Raw genomic sequence first — 16986 nt, 5'->3', positions numbered from 1 at the left:
CAACCTTCAATCCAGTCCAGAGAGTTGCATCATGGTTCTCAGAAAAATCATCGGCCTCGTGCTGACCCTCGCGATGTTCGCGGTGGCGCTCGTCATCGGGCGCGTGCTGTGGGTCCATTACATGGATGAGCCGTGGACCCGCGACGGCCGCGTGCGCGCCGATGTCGTCAACGTGGCGCCGGACGTGTCGGGCGCGGTCGTGCGGTTGCCGGTGCGCGACAACCAGTTCGTCAAGAAGGGCGACCTGCTGATGGAGATCGATCCGTCGCATTACCGGATCGCCGTCGAGCAGGCGCAGGCGAACGTGGCGGCGCGCGCCGCCGAATTGCGCATGCGCCGCGCGGACGCCGCGCGCCGCGCCGACATGGACAGTCTCGTCGTCTCGAAGGAATCCCGCGACAACGCGCAACAGACCGCTTCGACGGCGGCGGCGCAGCTCCAGCAGGCCCAGGCCGCGCTCGATGCCGCGCAGCTCAATCTCGAACGCACGCGGGTGGTGTCGCCGGTGGACGGCTACGTGACGAACCTGAACGTGTTTCGCGGCGACTATGCGACGGCGGGCACGGCGAAGCTCGCGATCGTCGACAGTCACTCGTTCTGGGTCTACGGCTACTTCGAGGAAACCAAGCTGCCGCACGTGCGCGTGGGCGACCGCGCGTCGATCCGCCTGATGAGCGGCGGCGAATTGCAAGGCCACGTGGAGAGCATCTCGCGCGGCATCTATGACCGCGACAATCCGCAAAGCCGCGAACTGCTCGCCGACGTCAACCCGACCTTCAACTGGGTGCGGCTCGCACAGCGCGTGCCGGTGCGCGTGGGGATCGATCACGTCCCGGACGGCGTGCTGCTCTCGGCCGGAACGACGGCCACCGTGGTGATCGCGCCGTCCATGTAGGACGACGCAGTGCGCAGTCCTCGCTGACCGCCCTGCCGATTGTGATATTGGTGATGAGCTGCCCGGACACGGCAGACTCAGGCGGAGGATGCGATGAAACGAGGACCGTTCAGCGAAGCAGGCAGGAGACGGCGCCGCATGTTCCTGAGCCGCGCGCACGTGGCGCTGGCCGCGGCCGGCACGCTGGCGGCGTGTTTCGGCATCGGCATGGCGATCAATGGCGGACTGGAGTTCAACCGGACCAAGGTGTTCACGGGCGTCGGGATCATCGCGGTGTCGACCGTGCTGTATATCTCGATGCTCTTCGTCAAGGACGATCCCGCGCCGCCGGAACAATGACCGGCGACGATCCCGCCCGTTGAGTCCGTGTCAGGCCAGCGCGGCGAGCGTGGCGTCGGTCGTATCGACGACCATCAGGCCCGCGCGCAATCCCGGCTTCACCTTCGGATTCGGAAACACGATGCGCTCTTCGTCGTGCGAAACCCGGTAGCGATAGTCGCCGTCACGGGCCAGCTCCGTGCCCGCCGCGAACGCGGTGAAGTTCGGCACATCGCCGGCTACGTTCAGCACGAAATGCTCGCTGCGCTTGTCGATCTGCGCGACCACGCTGAACACGTGCAACGACGCCTCCCCTGCCGCTGGAGCCGCTGAAGCCGCTGCCGGCGCGCCCGCCAGCAAGCGGCGCAGCGCGGCATCCGCCGCCGTGAAGCGCGTCAGGTCGTTCTGGCCGAACGGCCGTACCTTGCCGAGTTCCAGCGTGCAGGCCAGCGCGCCCGCATGCTGCGCGGTGAACTGCGTGAACGTGTGACCCTTCTCGCGATGCAGCAGCACCGCCTGAAGACGCGCGTCGCGCAGCCAGTCGAACATCGCGCGCGCGGGCGGCGCGCCCGTGTACGGCAGCAGCGCGAACTGCTCGAACACCGACGCGCGGATCGCCGTATGCATGTCGATGTGCCACTTGTCGTGGGCGGCGTCCGCGAAGAAGGCCAGCGCCGCCTGTTCCAGTTCCACGGCGCGCGGCGCTTCACGGCTGGCGCCGAACTGCGCGTGACGGCCGCCGAAGAGCCGGTTCAGATCGTCGTCGGCATAACGCTCGCCCGCGCGCATCGCGCCGATGTTGCCTAGAATCACCAGCAGCCGCGCAGCCAGCGGCGCCCGGCCGCTTGCGACATCCGCGACGAGCCGCGTCAGCAGTTCGATCGGCGCGGTTTCGTCGCCGTGAATGCCCGCCGAGGCAAGCACGCTATGCGAAGGCGAGTACTCCGGTTCGAGGCGCAGCACGCCGTCTCCCATCCACGTCCAGCGCACGCCCGAGGCCGTCGTGCCGGCGTGCGTTGCGGGCGCGCCGTTGCCGAGGGTGAAGCCGAGAAAATCGTCGAGCATGCGCGAAGGATCAGCGCTGGAAATCATAGAGAGCACCCAGTCCGAGGATAGTCGTCAGTTCGTCGAGCGCCGTGCGCGACTCGACGAGCAACTGTGGATCGGCGAGATCGGCCGGCGCGAGGCGATCGCGATAATGCCGTTCGATCCACGCGTCAAGGCGCGCGAACAGCGCGTCGGTCATCCACGCGTGCGGGTTCACGGCCGCGCGTTCGGCCTCGTTCAGCACGACCCGCAAGCGCAGGCACGCCGGGCCGCCGCCGTTCTTCATGCTCTCGCGCAGGTCGAAGACGAGCACCTCGTCGATGGGCGTCGAGCGCGCCGCGAGTCCGTCCAGATACGCGGCCACGCGCGCGTTCTCGCGGCATTCCTGCGGCACCACCAGCACTTGCCGTCCATCCGCCGCCGACAGCAACTGGCTGTTGAACAAGTACGACGTCACCGCGTCCTCGACGCTCACTTCGTCCGCCGGCACTTCGAGCGCGGTGAACGCGGCGCCGCGTGCCTCGAGACGCGTACGCAGCGCGTCATACACCGCTTGTTGATCGACGAAGGCCTGCTCGTGGCAGAACAGCGTCGTGAGATTGCCCACCGCGATCACGTCGTTGTGAAACACGCCGGCATCGATCACATCGGGCGATTGTTGCGCGAACACGGCCGCGTCGGCGTCCAGACCATGCAGGCGCGCCACGGCGCGGCTCGCTTCCAGCGTCTGCCGCGCCGGATATCGCCGTGGCTGCGGGCCCGCGCCATATTCGCTGCGGCCATACACGAAGAACTCGACGCCCGGGTCGCCGTACGCCCTGGCGAAGCGCGTATGGTTCGCCGCGCCCTCGTCGCCGAGCGCGGGCGTGCCAGGCAGCGCGTGATGAATCTGGAAGTGCGCTTCGTCGGCGAAGATCGCGCCGAGCGAACGGCGCGTCTCGTCATGCTCGATCGCGCGATGCAGCTTCGCCGCCAGATTGGCCGGCGTGAAATGCACGCGGCCATCGGCGGTGTCGGCGGACGGACTCACGGTCGCGGCGTTCGCGGTCCACATCGCCGATGCCGAGCTTGCCGCCGCCAGCAGTTCGGGCGCTTCGCGCGCCGCTCGGGCGATCACGCCGGCGTCGTCGCCCGAGAAGCCCAGGGAGCGCAACAGCCGCACCGAAGGCCGTTCGAGCGGCGGCAGCACGCCTTGCCGGAAGCCCGCGTCCGCGAGGCGCTTCATCTTGCGCAGACCCTGGCTGGCTGCGGCCTTCGGATTGGCCACCGACTTCTCGTTGCTGCGCGACGCGACGTTGCCGAAGGACAGTCCGGCGTAGTTGTGCGTCGGGCCGACCAGCCCGTCGAAATTCGCTTCGTAGGCTGTCGGTGCTGTTTTCGATGCCTGCATCATGAATCCTTAGCGATGACTGCTTGCAGTGCTGGAACTTCGCGCGACATGGCGCGTGACACAAAACTCAAAACCGCATTCCCGGCGACAGGCTCGCGGGCATCTGGAGCTGCGCGCTCTCGACCGATGCCATCGGATACGAGCAGTAGTCCGCCGCGTAATACGCGCTCGGCCGCTGATTGCCCGACCGTCCGATGCCGCCGAACGGCGCCGCCGACGATGCCCCATTGGTCGGCCGGTTCCAGTTGACGATGCCCGCGCGAATCGTGCGCTGGAAGTGCGTCCAGGCGTGTTCGTCATCGGCGAGCAGGCCGGCGGAGAGACCGTAGGCGGTGTCGTTGGCGCGCTCGATGGCTTCGTCGAAGCTGCAGTAGCGCGTGACCTGAACCATCGGTCCGAAGTGCTCCTCGTCGGGCACGTCGCGCGCCTGCGTGACATCGAGAATCGCGGGCGTGACGAAGCCGAGATGCGCGTCGCGTTGCTGCATCGACAGCACCGGCACGGCGCCCGCCTCGACGAGTTGCCGCTGGGCCCCGACGAGCCGCGCCGCCGCGCGCGCCGAGATCACCGCGCCCATGAACGGCTGCGGCTCCTCGTCATAGGCGCCGACGCGCAGGTTCGCGCTCACCTCGGTGAAGCGGCGCAGGAAGCGTTCGCCGAAGGCATCGTCGGGCACGAACAGACGCCGCGCGCAGGTGCAGCGCTGGCCCGCCGACAGGAACGCCGATTGAATCGTGTGATGCACGGCCGCGTCGATGTCTTCCACCGGCGCGACGACGAGCGGATTGTTGCCGCCCATTTCGAGCGCGAGCACGATCTCGGGCCGGCCGCCGAACTGCTTGTGCAGCAGCGTCCCGGTGTCCGAACTGCCGGTGAAGAACAGCCCGTCGATCTGCCGGTGATTGGCGAGCGCCACGCCCGTGTCCTTCTCGCCTTGCACGAGATTGAGCACGCCTGCGGGCAACCCCGCCTGGATCCACAGCGCGACGGTCGCGGCCGCGACGCCGGGCGCGAGTTCCGACGGCTTGAAGACCACCGCGTTGCCCGCGATCAGCGCCGGCACGATATGACCGTTCGGCAGATGCCCCGGAAAGTTGTACGGTCCGAACACGGCAACGACGCCATGCGGCCGATGCCGCAGCACCGCGACGCCCTCGGCCATCGGCGCGCGCTTTTCGCCGGTGCGCTCGTGATAGGCCTGCACCGAGATATCGACCTTGGCCGCCATCGACGCAACCTCCGTGCGCGCTTCCCACAAGGGCTTGCCGGTTTCACGGCCGATCGCGTGCGCCAGCGCGTCCTTGTTCTCGTTGAGCAGCGCGGCGAAGCGCTTCGCGATCGCCACGCGTTCGTCGAATGCGCGCGCGGCCCACGCGGGAAACGCGCGCCGCGCCGACGACACCGCGCGCTCGACATCGTCCGCCGACGCACTGTTGCCCTGCCAGACGGTTTCGCCATTGCCCGGATTGCGCGAGCCGAACGCTGCGCCCCGGCCTTCCTGCCAGTCACCGTCGATATACAACTGGTTCGAAATATCCATGTCCTGTCTCTGTCATCGGGGTCGCGAAGGCGAACTCAGCACGCGCACCGCGTCGCCTTCCTTCACGCGCAAGGCTCCTGCTTCGTCCGCCGTCAGCAGGAACGTGCCACCCTGCACCACGCCGACGGTCGCGCCGCAGCGGAAGTCATCGAGCAGCGTGTTGGACACGAGGCTCTTCACATCGCTGTCCGTGTCCGAGCGCGTGCCGATACGCACGCTCGCCAGCACGCTTTCACGCACCGTGCGCAAGTCGCCGATATGGCATTCGAGCACCGGACCGGCGTCGAAGATATCGACGTGATTCTCATAGCGCAGGCCTTCCGCCTCCAGCATCTTGCGCGCGGGCGCCGTGTCCTTGTGCGTCACGCCGACCGCACGCTGCGCGGCGTCGGGCAGCAGGTCGAGATACACCGGATAGCGCGGCATCAGTTCCGCCACGAACGACTTCTTGCCGTGCGAACTGAGGTAGTCCGCTTCGTTGAAATCGATCTGGTAGAAGTGCGAGCCCACCGCGTTCCAGAACGGCGACTCGCCGTTTTCGTCGAAATGGCCGCGCAACTCCGCGCACAGACGCTGCGGAAAGCGCTCCGTGAACTGCGCGATGAACATGAAGCGCGAGCGCGACAGCAACCCGCCCACGCCCGCCGTCCGATAACGCGGGCTCAGGAACAGCGAGCACACCTCCGCATAACCGGTCAGGTCGTGAGACATGTTGAGCAGCGCCATGCGCGTCCACACGCCCATGTCCTTGCTGGCATGCACGACCGTCGACACGCGATAGTTGTAGAACGGCTGCTCCAGCCCGACTTCCGTTTCGATGCCGCATACGCCCGCCACGTCGCCCGTCGCGGTGTCTTCCATCACGAAGAAGTAGCCCGCTTCGAAGGGCGCGGCCGAGCCGTCCAGCGTGCGGCGCGCGCGTTCGACGCGCGCCGCCAGCGCCGCGCGGTCCGGCTTGAAGGTGGTCAGCCCGGGGCCCGTTTCCTGGGCGAGCGCGAGCAATGCGTCGACGTCGCCCGGCTGCGTGCAACGCACGACGATCATGGCAATTCTCCCGAGGCCTGATGCAAGGGCACGCAGCGCACCGTGTCGCCGTCGCTGACGCCGAGCGCCGCGCGCGCCGCCTCGGTCAGCGCGGCGCCGTCGGCGCGCGTGCCGCTCAGCCGGGCGATCACGCAGCGAAACGCATGCGCGCCGCCCGCCGCGACGAGATACGGCGCGCCCGCGCCATCTTCCGCGCCACGCTCACGCACCGCGCGCAGTTCGCCGGAACTCGCCGACGCGCTCTTGTCGACGGCGATGGTCAGCACCGGGCCCGCGTCGAAGATATCGACGTAGCGGTCCGGCTCGAAACCTTCCTCGAGATGGATGTCGTAGGCGAGCAGCGTATGTTCGTTGGGTTCGCCCAGCACGCGCTGGGCGTCGGCGGGCAGCAGCGGCACATAGAGCGGATAGCTCGGCATCACTTCGGCGATGAACGTGCGGCTGCGTCCGCCCGATTCCGCTTCCACCTGTTCGAAGTCGCGTCCGAAGAACTTGCGGCCGACCGCATCCCAGAACGGCGACGCGCCCGCCTCGTCGGTGACGCCCAGCATCAGCGAAAACACTTCAGTCGAGAAGCGCCGCGGATTCGCGGCGATATAGATCATGCGCGCCCGCGACAGCAGATGCGCGGCCGCGGCGTTGTCTTCGTCGCGCAACGATGGATCGATGTAAAAGCCGGTCAGGCGGCTCTTGCCCGTCAGTTCGTGCGACATGGTGAGCGCATGGATCTTGCGGTTCACCTTGAGTTCGCGCGACGCATGGATCAGCGCATCGTTTCGAAAAGCATGAAATGGCTCGGCATAACCCGCCGATGCGACGATGCTCGACGTACCGAGCAGCCGCTTCGTTTCGGTATCCTCGAGCACGAAGAGATAGAACTCCTCGCCGGGAAACTCGACTTCGGCGCGGAACGAATCTTCCGAAAGCGCGACGCGCGGCTCCAGCGCGCGCCGCTCGCGCGGCAGCGAGTGCAGCACCGGCTGCGCGGCGCGCGCCATGCGTTCGAGTTCGTCGAGATCGGCGAGTCTGGCGGGACGGACGAAGAGCATCATCGGGTCCCGGGGTTCACTTGACCGCCGCCGCACCGACCACCTGCTCCAACGCCCGGCCGATGCGCGCGAAACCTTCGTCGAGATCAGCCATCGGCATGATGAGCGAGGGCGCGAAGCGCAGCACGTTCGGCCCGGCGATCAGCATGATGACGCCGTTCGCAGCGGCCGCGTTCAGCACGTCCTTCGCGCGGTCGCGATAGGCATCGTTCAGTTCCGCGCCGATCAGCAGGCCGCGCCCGCGAATCTCCTTGAAGAGGCCGAAGCGTTCGTTGAGGCGCGCCAGATGCGCCTTGATCGCGCGGCTGCGTTCGTGCACGCCTTCGAGCAGTTGGGGATCGCTGATCAGCTCGACCACCTTTTCCGCGATCGCCGCGCCCAGCGGATTGCCGCCGTAGGTCGTGCCGTGCACGCCCACCTTGAAGTGCGCGGCGATGGCGTCGGTCGTCAGCATCACGCCGATCGGGAAGCCATTGCCCAGCGCCTTCGCGCTCGTGAGGATGTCCGGCGTCACGCCGTACTGCATGTACGCATAGAAGCTGCCTGTGCGGCCGACGCCGGTCTGCACCTCGTCGAAGATCAGCAGCGCGCCGTGCTGGTCGCACGCGTCGCGCAGGCCTTGCATGAAGGTGGGATCGGCCGGAAGTACGCCGCCTTCGCCCTGCACCGGCTCGACGATCACCGCACAGGTCTTCGGGCCGATCGCCGCGAGTGCGGCCGACAGATCGTTATAAGGCAGATGGCGGATGCCCTGCGGCTGCGGGCCGAAGCCTTCGGCGTACTTCGGCTGGCCGCCGACGCTCACCGTGAAGAACGTGCGCCCGTGAAACGACTGCGTGAACGAGATGATCTCGATCTTGTCGTCGCCGTGCTGGTCGATGGCATAACGCCGCGCCAGCTTGAGCGCCGCTTCGTTGGCTTCGGCGCCCGAGTTGGCGAAGAACGCGCGATCCGCGAAGGTCAGGTCGGTCAGGCGTTTCGCGAGACGCAGCACCGGCGCGTTGGTGTAGCCGTTGCCGATGTGCCAGAGCTTGTCGCCCTGTTCGTGCAGCACCTTGAGCAGTTCCGGATGGCCGTGTCCCAGCGCCGTCACCGCGATGCCGCCGGCAAAATCCACATAGTCGCGTCCGTCCGTATCCCACACGCGCGAGCCGCGCCCCCGGTCGGGCACGAAGTTGGCGGGCGCGAACACCGGCACCATGACCTCGTCGAAGGTCGCGCGATTCACATTGATCTCGGTCATGAGCCACTCCTTTTCAGGTTCCGCATCGGTATCAGGTTCGATATTAGGCAATCGCGCGGGTTCCGTCTTGCGCGTTCGCGACATGCTTCCACCGCTTTGCCCGTCCGCTCACGCGGCGTCGGGCGGCTCGATCAATGCGCCGCCGCGCGGTTCGTCGGGCGTGCCGCGCTGTTTTTCGATCCAGTTGCGGCGCTCCTCGCGCGGCGTCACGCCGAAACGGTCGCGGTAGGCGTTCGAGAAATGCGCCGCCGACGAAAATCCGCACGCCAGGCTGATCTGCACCACCGATTTGTTCGTGCGCTGCAATTGCGTGCGTGCCTTCGTGAGCCGCAGATTGAGGTAGTACTTCGACGGCATCGCGCCGAGGTATTGACGAAACAGCCGCTCCAGCTGCCGCCGCGAGATGCCGGCGAGACTCGCGATCTCGTCAGTGGTGAGCGGATCCTCGATGTTGGCCTCCATCAGCTGGAGCGCGTCGTTGAGGCGCGGATGCCGTTCGCCGGGCGCGGTGACGAAGGGAATGCGCTGGCGCTCGGTGCCCGCGCGCAACACGCCGATGCCCAGCGAATCCGCGATGCGTTCCGCGAGGTCCGGGCCGTGATCGCGCGCGATCATCGCCAGCATGAAGTCGATGCTGGCCTGTCCGCCCGCGCACGTGGCGCGGTCCCGGTCGATTTCGAAAATCTGCTGGCTGACGATGGCGCGCTCGAACTGCTCGGTGAACTGCTGGTAGGTTTCCCAGTTCACCGCGACGCGATACTGCGCGAGCTGTCCGGCCATCGCGAGCCACCATACGCCATGATGAATGCCGCTCACGAGCGGCGTGCGCGGCGCCACCCGCGCGAGGCTGGCGAGAAACAGCCGGTAGTCGGCGAACTGCTGATAGCGCTCCGTGACGACGATCAGCCAGTCGCAGCGGACGGTGTCGTTGAAGGCGCCGTCGGCGGGCAGGTGCGCGCCGCCCGACAGCGGCACCGGACGGCCGTCCCAGGAACAGATGCGCCACTCGTAGAGGCGATGCCCGTCGATCTCGTTGGCGAGCGCAAGACTGTCGATGATCGGCGCGATGCCGCTCATCGAGACCGGCGCTAGCGCAACGATGGTCACCTGCCGCGGCGCGCCGGCCCCATTCGCCACGTTATTTGAGGCTGCCCGACAGGAACTGGCGCAGGCGCTCGCTCTTCGGCGCCGTGAGCACGTCTGCGGGCGCGCCTTCCTCTTCGGTGCGGCCCTGATGCAGGAACATCACGTGATTCGACACGTTGCGGGCAAAACCCATTTCATGCGTGACGACGATCATCGTGCGGCCCTCTTCCGCTAGCCGCTGCATCACCTTCAGCACTTCGCCGACGAGTTCCGGATCCAGCGCGGACGTGGGTTCGTCGAACAGCATGACATCGGGATGCATTGCCAGCGCGCGTGCGATCGCGACGCGCTGCTGCTGCCCGCCCGACAGATGCGACGGATATTGTTTCTCGACGCGCGGCGGCAGTCCCACCTTTTCCAGATACTCGCGCGCACGCTCTTCCGCTTCCTTCTTCGACACGCCGAGTACGTGGATAGGCGCTTCCATCACGTTCTCGATGGCCGTCATGTGCGACCACAGGTTGAAATGCTGGAAGACCATCGCGAGCTTGGTGCGCACGCGCTGCAACTGCTTGTGATCCGCGACTTCGAGATTGCCGGTCTTGTCGGCTTTCGTGCGCACCGCTTCGCCATCGACGATGATGCGCCCCGCGTTCGGCCGTTCGAGAAAGTTGATGCAGCGCAGGAACGTGCTCTTGCCCGAGCCGCTCGCGCCGATGATGCTAATCACGTCCCCGGCTTTCGCGGCGAGCGAGACGCCCTTCAGCACTTCGTTGTCGCCGTAGCGCTTGTGAATGTCCTCGGCGACGAGCTTGGTCGCAACGTCCTTGACGGTGGGCTCCAACGCGTTCTCCTCGAGTGATGACAGGGTGTGGTGCATGGGATCGGATTCTACCGCCCGCTCTGCGCTGATGTGGCCGCTCATGCGCGGCGTGTCCTCACCGCGCCGGCCGGCCGCAGATACGCGAGCCAGCGCCGCTCCGCGTGCCGGAACGCCGCCACCAGCGCAAACGAAATCGCCACGTAGAGCAGCGCCGCCACGCCGAACGATTCGAATGACTGATAGGTGGCGGAATTGGCGTCGCGGGCGACCTTCAGGATGTCCGGCACGGTCGCGGTGAAGGCAACCGTCGTTGCATGCAGCATCAGGATCACTTCGTTGCTGTACAGCGGCAACGCGCGGCGCAAAGCGGACGGCAGGATCACGCGCCGGTACATCGTGAAGGTGCTCATGCCATAGGCGCGCGCGGCTTCGACTTCGGCGTGCGGAATCGCGCGGATCGCACCGGCGAAGATCTCGGTCGTATAGGCGCAGGTGTTGAGCGCGAACGCCAGGATCGCGCAATTGAAGCCGCTGCGGAAGAACGCCTCCAGCAGCGACTGCGTCCGCACGAACTCCAGGCTGTACATGCCGGTGTAGAGCAGCAGCAATTGCACATAGAGCGGCGTGCCGCGAAACACGAAGGTGTAGAGGCGCACCGGCGTCGCCAGCCAGCGGTTACGCGATACCCGCGCGCACGCCAGCGGCACCGCCGCGCAGAAACCCAATGCCAGCGACGCCGCCAGCAGCCACAGCGTCACGACGAGACCCGACGCGCGCAGGCCGTCGGAATAGAGGAAGGGGCGCCAGTATTCGGCGAAGATCTGGATCATGGCTTGGCGCTCGCGGAGGGGATCGGGGATCGGGGATCGGCGGGTTCAGAGTTCGGCGTGACGCACGCCGGTCGAATAGCGCCGCTCGAGCAGCGTCAGCACGACGTTCGACGCGCTCGTGATCGCGAGATAGATCAGCGCCGCCACCAGGATGAAGAAGAACATGTGGAAGGTGCTCTTGCCGGCATCCTGCGCGGCCTTGACGATGTCCGCGAGACCGATGATCGACACCAGCGCCGTCGCTTTCACCAGCACCTGCCAGTTGTTGCCGATGCCCGGCAACGCGAAGCGCATCATCTGCGGAAACAGGATCCGGCCGAACACGCGCAGGCCGTTCATGCCGTAGGCGCTGCCCGCCTCCAGCTGGCCGCGCGGCACGGCGAGAAACGCGCCGCGGAAGGTCTCCGCGAAATACGCGCCGTAGATGAAGCCGAGCGTCACGACGCCGGCCGTGAAGGGATCGATATCGAGCTGGTCCCAGCCCAGCGCGTCGGTCAGATGGTTCAGCGCGATCTGGATGCCGTAGAACAGCAGCAGCATCAGCACGAGGTCGGGCACCGCGCGGATCAGCGTCGTGTAGGCGGTCGCGATGCCGCGCATCGGCCCATGCCGGGAAAGCTTCGCCGCCGCGCCCACGAGGCCGAGCAGCACGGCCACTGTCAGGGAGAGCAGCGCAAGCGCCAGTGTCTCTTTTGCGCCCGCCCACAGGAGCGGACCGAAACCATGCAGGACCACGAGCCGCCTCCTTCGTTGACTGGAATGGCGGCGATGCTCTCAGGACGGCTTTATTTGCTCAAGGCGGCAGCGGTTGCGTGCTGCGACGCAACATGCGACGCCCGGGGCGGGCTGCGGCCGCACGCCCTTGTCGAAACGCATGGCTCTGTCGCGACAGACAGGAAAACCCGCAGCGCCGCCGCCGACGAAAAATGCGCTTTTCAGGTCGCATTTCCGATAGCGGACGGCGCGCGGCTCAGGCTTACTTGCCGACCAGGGCGCGCAGATGCTGCGCGACTTCACCGTTGGCCACGGCGATTTCCGGGCTGTCCTGCAGCAAGGGCAGAAACTGCTCCGCGAAGGCCGGATCGCGCGTACCGGCCCGGAACATGCCGAGCACGGCCTTCGCATGCGCGATGCGCATGTCCGGCGTGGCCTCGCTGTCGTCGAGGACATCGTCGATGGCGGCGATCAGCGTCGAGAACGGCGCGAGCCAGCGATACGCCGAACCATTGATCACAATCTGCAGGAACTCGCCCGGCGACACCGCGCCGAACTCGGCCTCGTGCCGCGCGCGCAGATGCGCGAGCACGCTGCGATGAAGCGCGAGCAGCGGATGGCGCACGTCGCGCAGAAAAGCGGTGGCGGCTTGGTCGGTGATGGCGGTCATGGCGGGCCTCGTCGTAGGAGTTGCGCTTCAGTTGCGTTTCAGTTGCGTTTCTGGAAGCTCCCTAAGTAAGGCCGTTTTGCCCGCGATCAAGCACCCCGCGTGCGGCCCGCGTAGCGGATGAATTCGGCCGCGGTCAGCGGCGCCGAAAACAGCCAGCCCTGCCCGAACTGCGCGCCGCGCGCATGCAGATAGGCGGCCTGTTCCTCGCGCTCGATGCCCTCGGCGATCACCTGCACCTCGAGCGTCGCCGCCATGTCGATGATGTGCGAGGCCACGCTGCTCGACGCCGCATCCTGCCCGACCGTATCGACGAAAGACTTGTCGATCTTCAAGCCGTCGACGCGGAAGTTCTGCAGGTGCGACAGGCTCGAATAGCCGGTGCCGAAATCGTCAAGATAGACCGCATGGCCCGCGTGACGGAAGGCGCCGATGACTTCCTTGGCGGCATCGGCGTCGAGAAAGCTGCGCTCGGTCGCTTCGATGCGGATCTGCCCCGGCCGCACGCCCTGCTGGGCGAGCGCCGGGCCGAGCACGTCGAGGAAACGGTGCGTCGTCAGGTCGGGCGCGGAGAGATTCACCGACACGTAGTACTCGCGATAGCGACGCAGAAAGTCGCCGAGTTCGAGCAGCACGGTATCGAGCACCTGGTCCGTGATGGCCTGGATCAGCCCGCGATGTTCGGCGAGCGGAATGAAATCGTCCGGCCGCACGATGCGGTCGTGATACTTCCAGCGCACCAGCGCCTCCGCCCCGACACAGCGGCGCGTGGCGAGTTCGACGATCGGCTGATACGCGACGATGAACTGATGGCGCCGCACGGCGTCGCTCAGCTGGCCGCGCGGCGAGAGCCTGCGGAGGATGAAATACGCCGCCCAGCCGGCCACCAGCAAGCCCGCCGCCACGCCGCCCAGCAGCCAGCCCCACGGCAGCGTGCGCACGCGCTGGCGCCACGGCTGATGCGGCGCGCTGACGACGACCGCCAGCGGCATCGAGGCCGAACGCCGCACCACGTAGGGCGAACAGTCGCGCACGGGCGGCGCGGTCCGGTAGACGGCGAGGACGGCGGCGGTGGCGGCGGCATCGGCGGCGGGCGCGCTGGCGATCACGCGGCTCACCTCCGTATTGATGACCGCGACGCCTTCCACCGGCGCGGCGGGCGCGCCGTGGCTGTCCACGTAGAGCGCGGGATCGGCGGCGATGTAGAAGCCGTTGCGCCCCATGACGAGCGACGCCTTTCCGCCCGGCAGCCGGGCGAGGCCGTACCACGCCAGCATGCCGTCGCGCGAACGCCAGTCCGGCGGCGGCAGCATGAGGCCGCCGGTGACGCCGTCGAGCGCGCCCACCGACACCGCGCCCAGCAGCGACGAACATTGCCAGCGGCCGTTCTGGTCGTAGGCGCCGGCGTCGCGCACCTGCGCATGCGTGAGCGCGATGCGCCGCAGTTCGGTCAGGTAAGGCCGCGAGCACGGCGCCGCCGACACCTGGCCGATCTCGCCGAGCGCGCCGGAGAGGTGCTGGGTGAGATCCTCGGCGCGCCGCAGCGTGGCATCGGCGAACAGGTTGAGACGCTCGGTTTCCTCGAGCCGCTGGCTGCGCTGGGCGAACAGAAAGCCGATGCCCGCCGGCGCCAGCGCCGCAATCACCACGATGACGATCAGAAGCGCCGCCAGCGCCCCACGTTGAGTGTTGTTCATTGCGTGTTATGGTCCGCGGCGCGAGGCAGGCGACTCGCGCGCGTTTTCTCGTTCCCCGACGTCAGTGAAACGGCGCATCGCACGCCGTCACCGCGCAGTCTCGGACAAACGACTTAGTGTAGGGGGCGCGCCCGGCCGCGTTCAACGATTTCTTTGCCTGAAAGCACGTCGTTTTAGTGGGCTTCCGCACGGCTCCCCGGCCCTTTTTTTGCCGTGGTCATGCCATGCGAGAATCGCCGCTGCGAATTTCTCCTTTTTTGCGCTGATTTCTTGCGCTGATTTTTTGCGCTGATCTTTGCCCGCCATGGCTCAAGACCCACCCTCCTCTCCGCTCGTGCGCGACGCCGCAACCGCCGACTTCGACGGCATCGCCCGGATTTATGCGCATTACGTCGAGCACGCGCTCGCGACCTTCGAGGAAGTGCCGCCCTCCGCCGACGAAATGCGCACGCGCCACGCGGCCATCGTGGCCGCCGGCATGCCGTATCTGATCGCCGAACTCGACGGCGTGGTCGCCGGCTATGCCTACGCATCGGCCTACCGGGCGCGCTCGGCGTACCGGCATACCGTCGAGGATTCGGTCTATGTGGCCGATGGCTTTCATGGGCGCGGCGTCGGCCGGGCGCTGCTCGAGGCGCTCGTCGAACGCTGCGAACGTGGACCGTGGCGGCAGATGATCGCGGTGATCGGCAACAGCGGCAATGCCGGTTCCATCGCGCTGCATGCGCGGCTCGGCTTCGAGCATGCGGGCGTGTTGCGCAAGGTCGGCTTCAAGCATGGCCAATGGGTCGATACCGTGCTGATGCAGCGCGCGCTCGATCCGCTTCTGCAGCCCGCCGCGCAACCGCCCGCGCACAGCAGCTAAGATTCGGACTTTACGTCCCGCGCGATTCCAGCCTTGCCGACTTACACCCTCGCCTCATCCGTCAGCGCGGAAATCGACATCCGCAAGAGCCGCTTCATCGCGTGCGCCATTCCGGTGGCCAATCGCGATGAAGCCATGCGCGAACTCGACAGCCTGCGGGCCGCGCATCCCGGCGCGACGCATGTCTGCTGGGCCTTGCTGGCCGGCGGCCAGTCCGGCATGTCCGACGACGGCGAACCCTCCGGCACCGCCGGCCGCCCGATTCTCGAAGTGCTGCGCCATCACGAAGTGGACGGCGTGCTGGCCGCAGTCGTGCGTTACTACGGCGGCATCAAGCTGGGTGCGGGCGGCCTCGTGCGCGCTTACACCGACGCCATCGCCACCGTGATGCAGCAGGCCGAGCGCGTGGAGCGGGTCGAGCGCGGGCTGATCGGCATCGAGCTCGATTACGCCGACGAAGCGCGGGTGCGGCGCTGGATCGAGCAGCATGAGGCGGAACTCGTCGAGAGCGCCTATGGCATGACGGTGCGCCTCGTCGTGCGCATGGCCGCCGCGGCGCGCGAACCGGCGGCGCTCGAACTGCGCGATCTGACCAACGGGCGCGCGGGCATCGAGGTGCGGACGTGACGGAGCCGGCCGCGGAGCCACGCGCCTTTGCCCTTGTCATCGAGCCGGATGGACACCTGGTCGCCGTCAGGGAGAACGAGAGCCTGCTCGAAGCCGCACTGCGCGCTGGCTTGTCGCTGCCGCGCTCGTGCCGCAACGGCACGTGCCGCGCTTGCCTGTGCCGGATGGTCGAGGGCGCGGTGTCGTATCGCGTCGACTGGCCGGGGCTGACGAAGGAAGAAAAGGCGCAGGGCTGGATTCTGCCCTGCGTGGCGCTGCCGCACGGCGACGTGACGATCCATCAGCCCGACACGCGCGAAGCCGTCGCGGATACGCGGCCCGTGCGCCCGCGCGGCTTCTGACCCGGGTTTGTCGGTATTGTCGTCTTGAATCAACGATCTACGATTGGATTCCCGGAGCCGGCAATGGAACAATCCATGCAAAGGGCGTGCAGAACGGCTCTCAAAAAGTGTACAATTGCGCTTTGCCCAAAATTCTGGCAGGGCCAGATCAACCGAGATTTCAATGACTAAAGTTCTGCTGAAAGAAAACGAACCGTTTGATGTTGCAATGCGCCGTTTCCGCCGTACCGTCGAGCGTACGGGCCTGATCCAGGAACTCAAGTCGCGCATGGCTTATGAAAAGCCCACCACCGAGCGCAAGCGCAAGAAAGCTGCTGCTGTTGCTCGTCTGCGCAAGCAGATCCGCCGCGCACAACTGCCGAAGAAGTTCTATTGATCGATTGCGGGGCCCTGCCCGCATCGGTTCAGATCAGTTCGGCATCGCCGCCTGAGTTCGATCGGGTCGCGGATTCGCGCGGAGAAGGTCGCGCGAAAGCTCGCGGAGTGACGCACAGCCTGGTGCGCCCTGGTCGATAAAGGTGAGCAAGATTGCTCAAAGCCTGCATGAGTGAATGCTCATGCAGGCTTTTCGTGTTTCCGGGGCGGGTGTTTTCGAGAGAAGGTGTGCTCGGCTGCGCAAGCAAGGCGCGGGGTCGAAGCTGGACGGGGATTAAACACGATATCCGAACGCACAAAAGCAAAGAGCCCGGCTGAACCGGGCTCTTTGCTTGACGATTTGGTTGCGGGGGTAGGATTTGAACCTACGACCTTCGGGTTATGAGCCCGACGAGCTGCCAGACTGCTCCACCCCGCGTCTGAAGAATTAAATTA

The 16986-nt window shown here is 66.7% G+C and carries 18 protein-coding genes and 1 tRNA gene; 6 read left to right on the top strand and 13 right to left on the bottom strand.

What is annotated here, in order from left to right; all coding sequences use genetic code 11:
• Positions 1 to 31 precede the first annotated feature (31 nt).
• Entirely contained in the window at positions 32 to 895 is an 864-nt protein-coding gene (locus tag QCE83_RS05160; protein ID WP_309807986.1) for an HlyD family secretion protein, read from the top strand.
• Between the two features lie 93 nt (positions 896 to 988).
• Complete coding sequence (locus QCE83_RS05155; RefSeq protein WP_309807985.1) at positions 989 to 1234, top strand: hypothetical protein; 246 nt, start codon at positions 989 to 991, stop codon at positions 1232 to 1234.
• A 30-nt stretch (positions 1235 to 1264) separates the two neighbouring features.
• Here QCE83_RS05155 and astE read toward each other — a convergent pair whose 3' ends face one another.
• The 12 genes from astE to QCE83_RS05095 form a co-directional block, all read right to left on the bottom strand.
• A complete protein-coding gene (astE, locus tag QCE83_RS05150; RefSeq protein ID WP_309807984.1) occupies positions 1265 to 2305 on the bottom strand; it encodes a succinylglutamate desuccinylase in 1041 nt (346 codons plus the stop codon).
• Entirely contained in the window at positions 2289 to 3653 is a 1365-nt protein-coding gene (astB, locus tag QCE83_RS05145) for an N-succinylarginine dihydrolase (RefSeq protein ID WP_309807983.1), read from the bottom strand. The genes astE and astB overlap by 17 nt, the downstream gene beginning before the upstream one ends.
• Before the next feature lie 64 nt (positions 3654 to 3717).
• On the bottom strand, positions 3718 to 5190 hold the full coding sequence (gene astD, locus QCE83_RS05140) for a succinylglutamate-semialdehyde dehydrogenase (RefSeq protein ID WP_309807982.1): 1473 nt from the start codon (positions 5188 to 5190) through the stop codon (positions 3718 to 3720).
• Between the two features lie 12 nt (positions 5191 to 5202).
• Positions 5203 to 6234, bottom strand: coding sequence for an arginine N-succinyltransferase (astA, locus tag QCE83_RS05135; RefSeq protein ID WP_309807981.1), 1032 nt, complete (start codon positions 6232 to 6234; stop codon positions 5203 to 5205).
• Positions 6231 to 7283, bottom strand: coding sequence for an arginine/ornithine succinyltransferase subunit alpha (gene aruF, locus QCE83_RS05130; protein WP_309811468.1), 1053 nt, complete (start codon positions 7281 to 7283; stop codon positions 6231 to 6233). The genes astA and aruF overlap by 4 nt, the downstream gene beginning before the upstream one ends.
• A 16-nt stretch (positions 7284 to 7299) precedes the next feature.
• The gene (locus QCE83_RS05125; protein ID WP_309807979.1) at positions 7300 to 8526 is read right to left on the bottom strand and encodes an aspartate aminotransferase family protein; all 1227 of its coding nucleotides are present in this window, start codon (positions 8524 to 8526) and stop codon (positions 7300 to 7302) included.
• A gap of 108 nt (positions 8527 to 8634) precedes the next feature.
• Positions 8635 to 9603, bottom strand: coding sequence for a GlxA family transcriptional regulator (locus tag QCE83_RS05120; protein WP_309811466.1), 969 nt, complete (start codon positions 9601 to 9603; stop codon positions 8635 to 8637).
• A gap of 61 nt (positions 9604 to 9664) precedes the next feature.
• Positions 9665 to 10492 carry an ABC transporter ATP-binding protein gene (locus QCE83_RS05115; RefSeq protein ID WP_309807978.1) on the bottom strand — a complete coding sequence of 276 codons (828 nt, stop codon included), beginning with the start codon at positions 10490 to 10492 and terminating at the stop codon, positions 9665 to 9667.
• A 41-nt stretch (positions 10493 to 10533) separates the two neighbouring features.
• Positions 10534 to 11265: an ABC transporter permease gene (locus tag QCE83_RS05110; protein ID WP_309807977.1), complete on the bottom strand. Its 732-nt coding sequence runs from the start codon at positions 11263 to 11265 to the stop codon at positions 10534 to 10536.
• A 45-nt stretch (positions 11266 to 11310) separates the two neighbouring features.
• Positions 11311 to 12000: a histidine ABC transporter permease HisQ gene (locus QCE83_RS05105; protein WP_309807975.1), complete on the bottom strand. Its 690-nt coding sequence runs from the start codon at positions 11998 to 12000 to the stop codon at positions 11311 to 11313.
• A 241-nt stretch (positions 12001 to 12241) separates the two neighbouring features.
• Positions 12242 to 12640, bottom strand: a complete 399-nt coding sequence (locus QCE83_RS05100; protein ID WP_404984729.1) for a hypothetical protein — start codon at positions 12638 to 12640, stop codon at positions 12242 to 12244.
• 95 nt (positions 12641 to 12735) lie between these two features.
• The gene (locus tag QCE83_RS05095) at positions 12736 to 14343 is read right to left on the bottom strand and encodes an EAL domain-containing protein (protein ID WP_309807973.1); all 1608 of its coding nucleotides are present in this window, start codon (positions 14341 to 14343) and stop codon (positions 12736 to 12738) included.
• A gap of 304 nt (positions 14344 to 14647) precedes the next feature.
• Between QCE83_RS05095 and QCE83_RS05090 the strand changes: the two genes are divergently transcribed.
• The 4 genes from QCE83_RS05090 to rpsU all read left to right on the top strand — a co-directional run bounded on the left by QCE83_RS05090 (position 14648) and on the right by rpsU (position 16552).
• Positions 14648 to 15208: an N-acetyltransferase family protein gene (locus QCE83_RS05090; protein WP_309807972.1), complete on the top strand. Its 561-nt coding sequence runs from the start codon at positions 14648 to 14650 to the stop codon at positions 15206 to 15208.
• Between the two features lie 33 nt (positions 15209 to 15241).
• Positions 15242 to 15835 (top strand): YigZ family protein, encoded by a 594-nt coding sequence (locus QCE83_RS05085; protein ID WP_309807971.1) that lies wholly within the window; start codon positions 15242 to 15244, stop codon positions 15833 to 15835.
• 38 nt (positions 15836 to 15873) lie between these two features.
• Entirely contained in the window at positions 15874 to 16176 is a 303-nt protein-coding gene (locus QCE83_RS05080; protein WP_309811464.1) for a 2Fe-2S iron-sulfur cluster-binding protein, read from the top strand.
• A gap of 163 nt (positions 16177 to 16339) precedes the next feature.
• A complete protein-coding gene (rpsU, locus tag QCE83_RS05075) occupies positions 16340 to 16552 on the top strand; it encodes a 30S ribosomal protein S21 (protein WP_006999077.1) in 213 nt (70 codons plus the stop codon).
• A gap of 340 nt (positions 16553 to 16892) precedes the next feature.
• On the opposite strand, the gene QCE83_RS05070 is transcribed toward rpsU, so the two are convergent.
• A tRNA-Met gene (locus tag QCE83_RS05070) sits at positions 16893 to 16969 on the bottom strand.
• Between the last annotated feature and the right edge of the window lie 17 nt (positions 16970 to 16986).

Source organism: Caballeronia sp. LZ034LL, from assembly GCF_031451215.1.
GTDB lineage: Bacteria > Pseudomonadota > Gammaproteobacteria > Burkholderiales > Burkholderiaceae > Caballeronia.
This window is presented reverse-complemented; position numbering and strand designations above follow the sequence as displayed.

What these genes read in the sequence shown, in the direction of transcription:
- QCE83_RS05160 (WP_309807986.1), top strand. Translation starts at nt 32, where the DNA reads ATGGTTCTCAGAAAAATCATCGGCCTCGTGCTGACCCTCGCGATGTTC.
- QCE83_RS05155 (WP_309807985.1), top strand. Translation starts at nt 989, where the DNA reads ATGAAACGAGGACCGTTCAGCGAAGCAGGCAGGAGACGGCGCCGCATG.
- astE (WP_309807984.1), bottom strand. Translation starts at nt 2,305, where the DNA reads ATGATTTCCAGCGCTGATCCTTCGCGCATGCTCGACGATTTTCTCGGC.
- astB (WP_309807983.1), bottom strand. Translation starts at nt 3,653, where the DNA reads ATGATGCAGGCATCGAAAACAGCACCGACAGCCTACGAAGCGAATTTC.
- astD (WP_309807982.1), bottom strand. Translation starts at nt 5,190, where the DNA reads ATGGATATTTCGAACCAGTTGTATATCGACGGTGACTGGCAGGAAGGC.
- astA (WP_309807981.1), bottom strand. Translation starts at nt 6,234, where the DNA reads ATGATCGTCGTGCGTTGCACGCAGCCGGGCGACGTCGACGCATTGCTC.
- aruF (WP_309811468.1), bottom strand. Translation starts at nt 7,283, where the DNA reads ATGCTCTTCGTCCGTCCCGCCAGACTCGCCGATCTCGACGAACTCGAA.
- QCE83_RS05125 (WP_309807979.1), bottom strand. Translation starts at nt 8,526, where the DNA reads ATGACCGAGATCAATGTGAATCGCGCGACCTTCGACGAGGTCATGGTG.
- QCE83_RS05120 (WP_309811466.1), bottom strand. Translation starts at nt 9,603, where the DNA reads ATGAGCGGCATCGCGCCGATCATCGACAGTCTTGCGCTCGCCAACGAG.
- QCE83_RS05115 (WP_309807978.1), bottom strand. Translation starts at nt 10,492, where the DNA reads ATGCACCACACCCTGTCATCACTCGAGGAGAACGCGTTGGAGCCCACC.
- QCE83_RS05110 (WP_309807977.1), bottom strand. Translation starts at nt 11,265, where the DNA reads ATGATCCAGATCTTCGCCGAATACTGGCGCCCCTTCCTCTATTCCGAC.
- QCE83_RS05095 (WP_309807973.1), bottom strand. Translation starts at nt 14,343, where the DNA reads ATGAACAACACTCAACGTGGGGCGCTGGCGGCGCTTCTGATCGTCATC.
- QCE83_RS05090 (WP_309807972.1), top strand. Translation starts at nt 14,648, where the DNA reads ATGGCTCAAGACCCACCCTCCTCTCCGCTCGTGCGCGACGCCGCAACC.
- rpsU (WP_006999077.1), top strand. Translation starts at nt 16,340, where the DNA reads ATGACTAAAGTTCTGCTGAAAGAAAACGAACCGTTTGATGTTGCAATG.